12 protein-coding genes are annotated in these 12,020 nt (G+C 37.0%); 9 read left to right on the forward strand and 3 right to left on the reverse strand.

Going from position 1 to position 12,020, the window contains the following annotated elements; all coding sequences use genetic code 11:
* The first annotated feature begins 56 nt into the window (after positions 1-56).
* The 5 genes from GM418_RS11965 (at position 57) to GM418_RS11985 (ending at position 5,253) form a co-directional block, all read left to right on the forward strand.
* Positions 57-1,124, forward strand: coding sequence for an alpha/beta hydrolase family protein (locus GM418_RS11965; protein ID WP_158866373.1), 1,068 nt, complete (start codon positions 57-59; stop codon positions 1,122-1,124).
* Between the two features lie 77 nt (positions 1,125-1,201).
* Positions 1,202-1,702, forward strand: a complete 501-nt coding sequence (locus GM418_RS11970; RefSeq protein ID WP_158866376.1) for a DUF4252 domain-containing protein — start codon at positions 1,202-1,204, stop codon at positions 1,700-1,702.
* 150 nt (positions 1,703-1,852) lie between these two features.
* Positions 1,853-2,302: a 6-carboxytetrahydropterin synthase QueD gene (gene queD, locus GM418_RS11975; protein WP_158866379.1), complete on the forward strand. Its 450-nt coding sequence runs from the start codon at positions 1,853-1,855 to the stop codon at positions 2,300-2,302.
* A 13-nt stretch (positions 2,303-2,315) separates the two neighbouring features.
* Positions 2,316-5,090: a DNA polymerase I gene (polA, locus tag GM418_RS11980; RefSeq protein ID WP_158866381.1), complete on the forward strand. Its 2,775-nt coding sequence runs from the start codon at positions 2,316-2,318 to the stop codon at positions 5,088-5,090.
* Entirely contained in the window at positions 5,080-5,253 is a 174-nt protein-coding gene (locus GM418_RS11985; RefSeq protein WP_158866384.1) for a hypothetical protein, read from the forward strand. Before polA ends, GM418_RS11985 begins: the two co-directional genes overlap by 11 nt.
* Here GM418_RS11985 and GM418_RS11990 read toward each other — a convergent pair.
* Entirely contained in the window at positions 5,246-6,217 is a 972-nt protein-coding gene (locus tag GM418_RS11990) for a tRNA-dihydrouridine synthase family protein (RefSeq protein ID WP_158866387.1), read from the reverse strand. The genes GM418_RS11985 and GM418_RS11990 overlap by 8 nt on opposite strands.
* A gap of 86 nt (positions 6,218-6,303) precedes the next feature.
* On the opposite strand from GM418_RS11990, the gene GM418_RS11995 reads away from it, so the two are divergent.
* The 4 genes from GM418_RS11995 to GM418_RS12010 all read left to right on the forward strand — a co-directional run bounded on the left by GM418_RS11995 (position 6,304) and on the right by GM418_RS12010 (position 9,899).
* On the forward strand, positions 6,304-7,266 hold the full coding sequence (locus GM418_RS11995) for a DUF4271 domain-containing protein (protein WP_158866389.1): 963 nt from the start codon (positions 6,304-6,306) through the stop codon (positions 7,264-7,266).
* 33 nt (positions 7,267-7,299) lie between these two features.
* Positions 7,300-8,043 carry a uroporphyrinogen-III synthase gene (locus GM418_RS12000; protein WP_158866392.1) on the forward strand — a complete coding sequence of 248 codons (744 nt, stop codon included), beginning with the start codon at positions 7,300-7,302 and terminating at the stop codon, positions 8,041-8,043.
* 66 nt (positions 8,044-8,109) lie between these two features.
* Positions 8,110-8,529 (forward strand): ribonuclease P protein component, encoded by a 420-nt coding sequence (rnpA, locus tag GM418_RS12005; RefSeq protein ID WP_246222832.1) that lies wholly within the window; start codon positions 8,110-8,112, stop codon positions 8,527-8,529.
* The gene (locus tag GM418_RS12010) at positions 8,499-9,899 is read left to right on the forward strand and encodes an aldehyde dehydrogenase (RefSeq protein WP_158866394.1); all 1,401 of its coding nucleotides are present in this window, start codon (positions 8,499-8,501) and stop codon (positions 9,897-9,899) included. The genes rnpA and GM418_RS12010 overlap by 31 nt, the downstream gene beginning before the upstream one ends.
* A gap of 47 nt (positions 9,900-9,946) precedes the next feature.
* Here GM418_RS12010 and GM418_RS12015 read toward each other — a convergent pair whose 3' ends face one another.
* Positions 9,947-11,038, reverse strand: coding sequence for a chorismate mutase (locus GM418_RS12015; RefSeq protein ID WP_158866397.1), 1,092 nt, complete (start codon positions 11,036-11,038; stop codon positions 9,947-9,949).
* A 3-nt stretch (positions 11,039-11,041) separates the two neighbouring features.
* The gene (locus GM418_RS12020) at positions 11,042-11,938 is read right to left on the reverse strand and encodes a prephenate dehydrogenase (RefSeq protein ID WP_158866400.1); all 897 of its coding nucleotides are present in this window, start codon (positions 11,936-11,938) and stop codon (positions 11,042-11,044) included.
* Positions 11,939-12,020: the final 82 nt, after the last annotated feature.

Raw genomic sequence — 12,020 nt, forward strand, 5'->3', positions numbered from 1 at the left:
AATCAGGAATTCTTTTAATAGATTGACAAAATTTTTTTGAGTTGTAAACATTTTGAATGAAAATGGAAAAAGTAACAAACTTATATACAATAATACAGGTGATTTGTATTAGTGTAATTAACTTGATTTCATTTTCAGTAAAGGCACAGAACTACGTTTTGTCCACTCAATCAGAACCGACAATCGAAGAGGCTCTGGATAAGTTTGGATTTACAGAACAAAAAATTATCATTTCTTCAGATACCATTGTATATTATCTGACAGATTATACGTCTAAGCCCGCTAAGCTGGTTCTTTTTATACAGGGGACTGATCCTTTTCCTATTTTTTTCTATCAGTTTAAAAACGAACAAGCGAGATTAATCGGATGGTTCAAAGACGACTACAAAACCCTGGATTCGACTTATGCATATGCAATTGTAGCGAAGCCGGGTTTATCGGGAATTTTCAATAAAGATGAATTTACTGTTCCTAAAAAATATAATGAATGTAATTACCGGGAATATAGGGTCAATCAAATTCGTTTAACGATAGAAGATATTAAACAGCATCATTTAAAAGACCCTGAAAAAATTATTGTTTACGGTCATTCAGAAGGAGCTCAAATAGCTGCAGCTCTTGCCCGGGTGGATACAAACATCACTCATCTTGGGTTTTGGTCAGGTAATGTTTTGAACAATTTTTATGAATTTACTTTGTTTGAAAGGATCGCTGCCTTGAAGGAGCAACAGTCAGACTCAGCGGCTCATACTCATATCGAAGAACTTATTGACTGGTATAAAAATATTAAAGAAAACCCAAATTCAACGGGAATTGATGATTGGGGGTTTACCAATAAAAGGTGGTCTTCTTATGAGGAAGCTCCAATTAATGATCTTTTAAAAATTGATATCCCTATTTACTCAGTATTTGCTACAGAAGATGAAAGTACGCCAATTGAAACAGCTTATTTACTCCCAATTCAATTTATTCAACATAGAAAAAATAATTTGGCATTTAAGGTATTTATTAACTACGATCATTCCTACAGAGAAAGGAAAAACGATCAGATAATAGATAACTGGAGTAAAGTATTCGGGGAGTTTATTGAATGGACAAATAAAACCAAAAGCAATAACGACTAATAAAGCAACGGGCTCCGTGGTTAAAAAATATGTAATAAAATTTGTTTATAATCGTCTCCATTTAAATAATATATATCATGAGAACAATCAGAATTTTTATTGTAGTTACACTTGTTTTGGCAGTTCAACTTTCAAATGCACAAAGTAAATCATACCGAATGTACGATGCATTTGCAAATAAGGACGGAGTTACAAATTTTAGTTTCACCAAAAACATGACCGATGCATTTAACATTGATCTCGGTGATGATGACGATGAAAAAAAGGTTACCGGAGATTTAAATGAAGTAAGATTTATGTCTTATAACCCCAAAAAAGGTGGAATGAGTGGACCGGAGTTTACAAAAAGAGCTGTAGGGATGCTGCCTTCGCAATACAAAAAATATGAAGATGAAGATAACGACTCTGATGCTGAGATTTGGCTTCTGGGAGGGAGGAAAAAATTTAAGGAATGTCATGTTTTTCTAAATAACGAATCAGATGACCAAATGCGCTTTGTGGTTTCTTTCTATGGCGATTTTACTGTACAGGATTTGGAAGGCTTAAAAGAAACCGGGAGAAGTTTTTCTGACGACTAATAACAAAGAGATATTTTTGCAGTAAGTCCGGGTTTGGTAAACTCGGATTTTTTGTTTCTGCTAATTTATATTGAAATAGAATATTCATTTTTTATCGTTTTTCTCAAAAAACTGTACTTTCACAGACTTAAAAAAAAAGGATTTCGACTTATGCCAAAAATCAGAGTTACAAAACGCTTTCATTTTGAGATGGCACACACGCTTTATGAATATGATGGTTTGTGCCGGAATATTCACGGGCATTCTTATAATCTGGAAGTTACACTTTTAGGGGAGCCCAGAAAACAACCCGAGCATCCGAAAGATGGTATGGTACTCGATTTTGCCGATTTGAAAGATATTGTAAAAACACAGATTGTCAACCGTTTTGACCATGCACTGATGGTGAATGAACTTGTACCCGGGGAACAAATTGAATTATTGCAAAAAACGACCGACCGTTTAATATTGGTCGGTTTTCAACCAACCACAGAAAACATTGTCGCTTATATCGCTGAAATACTTCAACAACATTTGCCTTCAGGTGTTTCATTATTTAGTATACGTTTATATGAAACGGTAACAGCATTTGCCGAATGGTTTGCTTCCGATAACCAGTAAAACTTTAAAAAACATGACTGATAAAGATTCAAAAAAGCTTTTTCTTCTTGATGCTTACGCATTAATATACCGCAGTTATTTTGCTTTTATCCGAAATCCAAGATTCAATTCAAAGGGTGTAAATACCTCTGCGATGTATGGTTTTACAAATACTTTAGTGCAATTGCTGGAAACAGAAAACCCAAATTATATTGGTGTTGTTTTTGATGTTTCGGCTCCTACTTTTCGCCATAAGATGTATCCGGAGTACAAAGCAAACCGGGAAGAAATGCCTGAAGATTTACGTAAGTCAATTCCATACATTCGGAATATTATTGAAGCATTTAATATTCCAATCATAGAAAAAGAAGGATTTGAGGCAGATGATGTAATTGGTACACTGGCGCAAAAGGCTCGAAAAGAAGGATTTATTACGTATATGATGACTCCCGACAAAGATTATGCACAACTGGTTTCCGAGGAGGTTTTGATGTTTAAACCTGCTAAATCAGGAGGAGTAGCAGAAGTATGGGGTCAAAAGGAAGTAAAGGAAAATTTTGGGATTGAAAATCCGGAACAAGTGATCGATATCCTTGGTTTAATGGGAGACAGCGCCGATAATATACCGGGATGCCCCGGAATTGGCCCCAAAACAGCTGAAAAACTCATTAAGGAGTTTGGGAGTATCGACGGAATTTACAGAAACATTGACAAGTTAAAAGGCAAACAAAAAGAAAATTTAGTCAATTATGAAGAACAGGTCAGGTTGTCAAGAAAATTGGCCGTTATTATTCAGGATGTGCCGATAGATTTCGAAAAAGAAAAGTTAACCCGCGAGGGAATCAATAAAGAACTATTAAAAGCTATTTTTGACGATTTAGAGTTTAAAACCATTGCAGAAAGGCTAAAATTAACTGAGGCAGTTAAAGTTGAAACAGCTATGCAAGGCTCACTTTTTGGTGATTCTGATATACCTGAAACAACGGTCAAAAAAAGAAACACTATTAAAACGATTCCGCATCAGTATTATCTGATAGAGGATGAAATGCAGCGGGCAAGTTTAAGAGCCGAGCTTTCTATTCAGGAAGAATTTTGTTTTGATACAGAAACCACCGGATTGGATACACATTCATCGGAAATTGTTTGTATGTCATTTTCATTTCGCAAACACGAAGCTTTTTGTGTTACACTGCCTTCAAACCGAGAAGAAGCACAAAAAGTGATAGAGGAGTTCCGTGAAGTTTTTGCAGATGAGGATGTTACAAAAATAGGACAGAATATTAAGTATGATATTTTAATGCTGAGTAACTATGGTATTGAAGTAAAAGGGAAAATTTACGATACCATGATAGCTCATTATCTGATTCAGCCGGAGCTTAAACACAATCTGGATTTTTTGTGTGAGATTTACCTGGATTATGAAAAGATTCCGACTGAACATCTGATCGGCAAGAAAGGGAAAGGACAAATAACGATGCGTTCTGTCCCGCCCGAGAAATTACGTGATTATGCCTGCGAGGATGCTGATCTTACGTTTCAGTTAAAACATGCTATCGATCCGGATTTAGACAAAACTGAAGTTCGCGAGCTTTTTGAAGAGTTGGAAATGCCACTCATACCAGTGTTGGTTCATATGGAGAATGCCGGAGTGAAACTAAATGTAGATGAGTTAAAGGATTATGCCGGGCGCCTCCGGGAACAAATAATTCAACTTGAAGAAGAAATTATCGATTTGGCAGGGGAAGAGTTTAATGTTTCTTCTCCCAAACAGCTTGGACCGATTCTTTTTGAAAAGTTAAAAATTGATTCGAATGCGAAAAAAACAAAAACCAAGCAGTATTCTACTTCCGAAGACGTATTAATCAGGTTGGTTGACAGGCATCCGATTGTGGGCAAAGTATTGGAGTTTCGTGGCTTAAAAAAATTGCTTTCAACCTATGTTGAGGCACTTCCATTGCTGGTAAATAAAAGAACCGGGAAAGTACATACCTCTTACAATCAGGCGATCGCGGCAACCGGCCGGTTAAGTTCCGTTAATCCCAACCTGCAGAATATTCCTATTCGCGATGAAAGCGGACGGGAAATTCGTAAAGCTTTTATTCCTTCTGATAACGAGCACACCTTCCTGTCGGCTGACTATTCGCAAATAGAACTTCGAATAATGGCCGCTCTCAGCAACGACGATGAAATGCAAAAGGCATTTAAGGAAGAAAAGGATATTCATTCCATTACAGCAGCAAAAATTTACAAAGTTCCTGAGAAGGAGGTAACTTCCGATATGCGGCGGAAAGCCAAAACTGCCAATTTTGGAATAATTTATGGAATTTCGGCATTTGGACTGTCTCAAAGATTAAATATTCCACGTACAGAGGCAAAGGAATTGATTGATGGTTATTTTGAAAGTTTTCCAAAAATCAAGGAATTTATGGATAAACAAATAGAATTGGCAAGAAATCAAGGTTATGTACAAACAATTAAAGGACGCAAGCGTTATTTAAATGATATAAATTCAGCAAACGCAGTAGTTCGCGGAATGGCTGAACGAAACGCAATAAATGCACCAATTCAGGGGTCGGCTGCTGACATAATAAAAATAGCCATGATTAATATTTATAGGCAGTTTGACCAGAAAAAACTGAAGTCGAAAATGGTGCTTCAGGTGCACGACGAATTAAATTTTGATGCGTTTAAACCTGAAATTGACAAGGTAAAAGAAATAGTAAAACAGGAGATGGAAAACGCTGTTGAAGTAGGCGTTCCGTTAACGGTTGAAATGAATAATGCCGAAAATTGGTTAGATGCTCATTAGCAATATGTTATTACAAATTGAAACAGAAGACGATTATCGGGACGCGTTAAAAAGGTTTCTTGAAATTTGTGCGGCCCCAAAAGATTCCGAAGAAGAACGGGAACTATACCTGCTCATGGATTTAATGGAAAAATATGAGCGAAACAACTGTTCGTTTACCTGAAATTTTCGCTTAAAAGATTATTGACTTCTGCGAGATAGGATTTTATTGAGTTCGCTTTTTTGATTCGTTTGTATGCTTTTTTTTGAGCATTAAAATTATAACTAAAATAGTTCCAAAACTGTCTCATCTTATTCAGAACATTTCCTTCATTATCCATTCTTGCATAAGTTCCTTCAAAAATGAGTCGGTGAAAATCAACAAGTTTTTCCCCTTTTTCTCGAAGTGAAAATGAGATTCCGTTTATTTGCGAAGGTAAAAACGGATTCATTAGCACGCCCCGACCAAGCATCCAGCCTGCTGTTCCCGGGAATTTTGATTGTTTTTCCCGGAAGTGCTCAACTGAAAATATATCGCCGTTGTATACCAGCTTGTGTTCTGTGTTTTCAAGAGCAAAGGAATAGGCCTGTTCAGCAATTTTTCCCTTATACAATTGTTTTGCATTTCGCGGGTGTAATATAATTTCGGTCAAAGGGAAGGAATTTAATACAGGCAAAACTTTTTCGATCTCTTTTTCGTTTTCCAATCCGGCCCGCATTTTTACTGAAAGTTTAAGGTGCGATTTATTATAAAAGGCATACAGTATTTTCTTGATTTGTTCAGCGTTTGGTAATAATCCTGCACCCTTGCCACGGTTTGTTACCATAGGGTAGGGACAGTCCAGGTTCAGGTTTATTTCCTTGTAACCAAAGTCTTTCAGAACCTCCGACAGAAAAACAATTTCTTTTTCATTTTTTACGAGTATTTGTGGAATTACCCGGGCTTCAAGCAGGTTATTACCAGGCTCAATCTCTGCAAAATATTTATTCAGAATAAGATCGTTTTTTACAGAAATATAAGGAACAAAAAAAGTATCAATTCCCGGGAACACCGTTGAATATGCCCTCCTGTATATATAGTCTGTATGTCCTTGCAAAGGAGCGAGATAAATCATAAAATGAATCTGGTTTAAATTAAATATTAACAAAAATATTTGAATTTAAGTTGGAGACAAATCTTAACAATCGTTTTTGTATTCATATCTTTGTGGCTGGTTTATTTTGAAAATAGAAGTTGAGTTTTATACACCCGCATAATATCTTCACAACACCTTATTCAACGCCTGATAATGTTGAAGAGGGAGAAATACACATCGAGGAGATTTATTTTATTAACTCCAGTTTTCAGGAAAGCGATACCGTTGCAAAAACGGCAACAGATACAACACCGAAGATTGAAAAGCCAACTTTGGCGCAAATAAGGTATTGGCAACGCCAAAGAGAAAACCGCTTGGTTGTGAACGGAAAGCGTTATATGGAGCCAAAAACTGAAGTAAGTTTAACAACATCAGAAGTCGCTTCCGAAAAAGGAATTGGATTGCCCGTTCGTGAAAGAAATGCCTATAATACGGATTGGTTAACCTTTGTTTTAATGGCGGCTTTTATTTTGTTTGCTTCGGTTAAATTTTCTTTTTCAAAATATATAGATTATTTGTTTCAGTCGGTTGTAAATTATTCCAGCTCATTTCGTATGATTGAAGAAAAAAATTACTCTATTTCAAGCGGAGCTGTCCGGCTGGAAATATTTTTTTATTTAACTTTTTCTGTTTTTTTGTTTCAGATCATTAGCTATTTTAACTTTAAATTTCCTTTTGGGGGCTGGATTTTGTTTCTTTTGCTTTTTGGAAGCGTCCTTATTTATTTTATTGCCAAGAAGATGGTTTATCGCGCCGTAGGGAAGGTTGTTGAAGGCTGGGAAGAAACAGGTGAATACCTGTTTAATCATGATAATTTTAACAGAGTTGCAGGTTTGGTCTTATTTCCGATCGTAGTTTTGATATCTTTTATCCCTATTGAAGATATTGATTTTCTGATATTTACAGGATGCGTGGTCTCAGTTGTTTTTTATTTTTTGTTGTTGGGAAGAGGGATTTCAATTTTATTAAAAAAACAGTTTTCTATATTTTATCTCTTTTTGTACCTTTGTTCCCTTGAATTTTTACCCTTGCTTTTAATTTATAAAATAGTAGTCATGTAAGAAGGGGATAAGTTTCATTAAAAGCATAAAATTTTGAAAGTCAGGAGCATATTAGTTTCACAACCGGAGCCAAGCACAACAAAATCACCGTATTTTGAATTGGCAGAAAAAAACAGTGTTAAAATCGACTTTCGCCCGTTTATTCAGGTGGAAGGTGTATCGGCAAAAGAATTCCGGCAAACCCGGATTCAGATTTTATCACACACAGGAGTAATTTTTACCAGTCGTACAGCCATCGATCATTTCTTTAGGATAAGCCAGGAATTGAGATTGACTGTACCCGATTCGATGAAGTATTTTTGTATATCTGAGGCTACTGCATTTTATCTTCAGAAATATATTGTATACCGAAAAAGAAAAATATTTTATGCCGATGGCCGGTTTTCAGATCTGGTAAATGTGATGAAAAAGCATAAAGATGAGAAATTTCTTGTCCCGCTTTCTGATATTCATAAGCAGGAAATTCCGGAACTTTTGGATAAAGAAGGGTACAAATACACAAAGGCGATTTTGTATCGTACCGTGAGTAGCGATTTATCAGATTTGGCTGACGTAAATTACGATGTCCTTGTATTTTTTAGTCCATCGGGGATAAAGTCACTTTTTCAGAATTTTCCTGATTTTAAACAAAACGATACCCGGATTGCTTGTTTTGGACCAACAACAGCACAGGCAGTACGCGAAGCCGGTTTACGTTTGGATATTGAAGCGCCAACAGCACAGGCGCCCTCAATGACAATGGCACTGGATCAGTACATTAAAAAGAACAATAAATAGCGGCTAACAAGAAAAATATATAATTTTAAAGGCTGTCCTTTTTATGGATAGCCTTTTTACTTTACAATGGAAAAATCTCCGCAAAAGTTTGAAATGCATAATCGCAGCTACACCTTTAAAAAGAAGGAGAAGCTTTGCAGCAAAAAGGTGATCGACCAACTTTTTTCTGAAGGGACGTCATTTATATCTTTTCCGTTGAAAGTAATTTATCTGCATTGTGAACTGCCAGTTAAAAGTAAGGTTCAAATCGGTTTTTCCGTTAGTAAAAAAAGTTTCAAAAAAGCTGTACAAAGAAATCTGTTAAAAAGGAGAATGCGGGAAGCGTATCGTTTGAATAAACATTTATTGACAGAAAAAGAGGCAGAAAAACAATTGGCAATTTTTGTTATTTTTATTGGGAAAAAAATTCTGGATTACAATACTATTGAACAATCGATGATAAAAGCGATGACCAAATGCTCGAAAATCAACTTGCCGGAGAAATGAAAAAGCTGAAACAGATAATTCAGGCGCAAGATGATTTTTTTTATTCCAATATTACCCTTGACGTTAATTTTCGGATTAAAAAGTTAAAGGAATTAAAATTGGCGATAAAAAAGTACGAGGCAGAATTAATTACAGCTTTTCGAAAAGATCTTGGGAAAGGTAAATTTGAAGTAATAAGTTCCGAGATTGGTCTGGTGCAAAACGAACTGACACAGCACATAAAGCATTTAAAAAGGTGGGCCAGACCAAAAAGAGCCGGAACTCCTTTGTATGCGTTTCCTTCAAAGAGTTTTGTTTACAAACAACCTTTGGGTAGAATTTTGATCATAAGCCCGTTTAATTATCCTTTTATGCTAACAATAGCTCCGTTGGTTGGAGCCTTGTCAGCAGGGAATGTTGCTGTTTTAAAACCTTCCGAGGCAGTTACAAACGTTACAGATATTATTGAAAAAATAATCAGTGAAGTTTTTGACCGAGAGTATGTGTCTGTTGTAAAAGGTGATGCATTGAAAAGCCAGAAATTGCTTTCTTATCAATGGGATAAAATTTTTTTTACCGGGAGTTCGCGTGTAGGAAAAATTGTTTTACAGGCAGCGGCAACACACATCACACCGGTTGTACTCGAACTGGGCGGGAAAAATCCTGTGATTGTAGATAAAGATGCAAATCTTAAAATTGCAGCCCGGCGTATTATCTGGGGGAAATTGTTAAATGGCGGACAATCGTGTGTAGCACCTGATTATTTATTTGTACATGAATCGGTAAAAAATAAATTTCTGGAATTGATGGTAGCCTCCATCAAAGCAATGTATCCCGGATCTCCTATGGAAAACCGTGATTTCACAAGAATAGTTAGTTCATCTGCTGTACGGCGGGTATCAGAATTATTGAAAGGTTCTACTGTTTATTACGGCGGCGATTACGATGAAAAAACAAATTATTTTTCACCAACAATTTTAACTGATGTTTTACCGGACTCACCGGTAATGAGGGATGAGATTTTTGGTCCGGTTTTGCCTGTATTAAGTTTTCATTGTCTGGATGAAGTCTTTTCTTTCCTGAGAAGGGGAGAGAAACCACTGGCAACATACTATTTTTCTGAAAGCCGCAAAAAGCAAAAAGAATTTTTAAAAAGAACTGCCTCCGGAGATGCGATGATAAATGATGTCGTTATCCATTTTACTAATCTTTCATTGCCTTTTGGCGGTGTTGGCAACAGCGGAATGGGTTCATATCACGGTAAACGTAGTTTTGATGTTTTTTCGCATGAACGTTCAGTCATGAAAACATCTTCGAAAATTGATTTGCCTCTGCGATATCCTCCGTATAAAAAGTGGGTTTTTAAGGTTCTGAGATTATTATTCAAATAAAAACCCCGGAAACATTTTCCCGGGGCTATCTGTGATATTTAAAGCGTTTATTCTTCATCCATAATTTCAGTCTGCATTCTCACGGAGTCCTCGTGGATGAGCTGAAAAAGTATTTTTACAAATGTTTCGTTAATATCCAGGCGCTTTCCCAGGTTTACCCTGTTATTCATCAACTGGGTCCAGCGATTCATCTGCAGTGCAGTAACGTTGTTCTCTCTTTTGTACTGCCCGATTTGTTTTACGATAGTAACTCTTGATGCAAGAATTTCAAGAAGTTCAGAGTCGAGTGCATCAATACGGTTACGCAGTACATCCAACTGGCTTTCAAAACTAGGATTATTTGCATTTTCGTGACGGATAACCAGTTTATCCAGCAGTTTTCCTAGGTCAGCCGGAGTAAGTTGTTGGGCGGCGTCGCTCATGGCACAGGAAGGATCCCGGTGTGATTCGATCATTAGTCCCTCCATTCCCATATCAAATGCTTTTTGTGAAATTTCGTATAAATATTCGCGTTTCCCGGCAATATGGCTAGGGTCGCAAATAATTGGCAGGTTGGGAAGAAGTCGTTTGAGCTCGATAACTGTTTTCCAGTTGGGGTAGTTGCGGTATTTTGTTTCTCTGAAAGGAGTAAAACCGCGGTGAATAGCAACGATATTCTTTATCCCTGCCTGATTTATCCGTTCAACAGCGCCCATCCAAAGTTGTACATCCGGATTTACCGGGTTTTTGATCATAATCACAGCATCTGTTCCTTTAACAACGTCGGCAATTTCCTGCACCACAAACGGGCTGGCAGTTGAACGTGCTCCAATCCACAACACATCTAATCCTGCATTTAATGCCTCTTCTGTATGCTGGGCATTCGCTACTTCTGTTCCCACCGGTAATCCGGTTTCTTTTTTTACTGTCTGTAACCATTTTAATCCAATGGAACCTACCCCTTCAAAAGAGCCAGGCCTTGTCCTTGGTTTCCAAACGCCTCCGCGGTAAATAAATACGCGTTTATCCTGAGCCAGTAATTTTGCTGTTTCCAGCGCCTGTTCTTCACTTTCCAGACTGCAAGGTCCGGAAACTAAAAGAGGATTATCAATGTGTGGTAACCACTCTTTTATTGGATTAATTTCAAGCTTTAAAGTCATTTTTTATTTTGTATAAAGTTTTGTAAATTTTTCTTCATTTTTTACAAAATGAGGATTTTCGCCATCAAGAATTCCTCTGATTTTGTTCGCGCTTATTATCAGGTCTTTTAATTTGTCAAAATCGTTGTCCTTCATACTATCGCGAAATTCCTGTAAATGTTTAATATAAACATCCAGCGATTCAACAACATACTTGCAGTTTTGTTGAAATATAGGATGCCACATACTGTGCGAACTTTTTGCTAAACGAACGGTTGAGCGAAAACCTCCACTCGCCAAATCAAAAATTATACTTCTGTCTTCTTTTGCCTGAACAGCATTTGCAAGTGCATAAGCCGCGGCGTGCGGAAGATGTGAAACAAAGGCAGTGCTGTGGTCTTGTTCGTCGGATGACATATAGGCAACATCCATTCCAAGCGTTTGAAACATTTTCTCAGCAAGTGCAACGTGCTGGGGGCCCGAATCTTCCTGGTCGCAAAGGATAGTAATTTTTCCGCGGAAAAGATTATCTACGGCAGCAGTAGGTCCTGAATTCTCTGTTCCGGACATCGGGTGAGCCGCAACAAAATTTTTTCTGTTGGGATGGTCTGCAACCTTGTCGGCAATCACTTTTTTTGTCGATCCCATGTCGATGACTGTTGTGTTGGCTGAGATTTTATCCAGAACTTCAGGTAGTATTTCAAGTTCCTTATCAACAGGAATTGCAATTATTACCAGGTCGGTACCTTCAATTCCTTTTACAAGTGTTTCAGTGCGGTCAACCAGACCAATTTCAACTGCTTTTTTAGCATTCTTCCGGTTGTTTTCAACACCAACCAGTTCTGTAGCAAATTTCTTTTTTCTTAGATCTTTGGCCAAAGAACCACCGATTAAACCAAGCCCAATAAATGTTATTTTCATTTTTTAATATTTTATAAAAAAGAAAAGGCCTCGAATTTTCGAGACCTTTCTGTAACATATCTTCACATTAAACAATACCTTA

Origin of the sequence: Maribellus comscasis (assembly GCF_009762775.1) — a bacterium.
GTDB lineage: Bacteria > Bacteroidota > Bacteroidia > Bacteroidales > Prolixibacteraceae > Draconibacterium > Draconibacterium comscasis.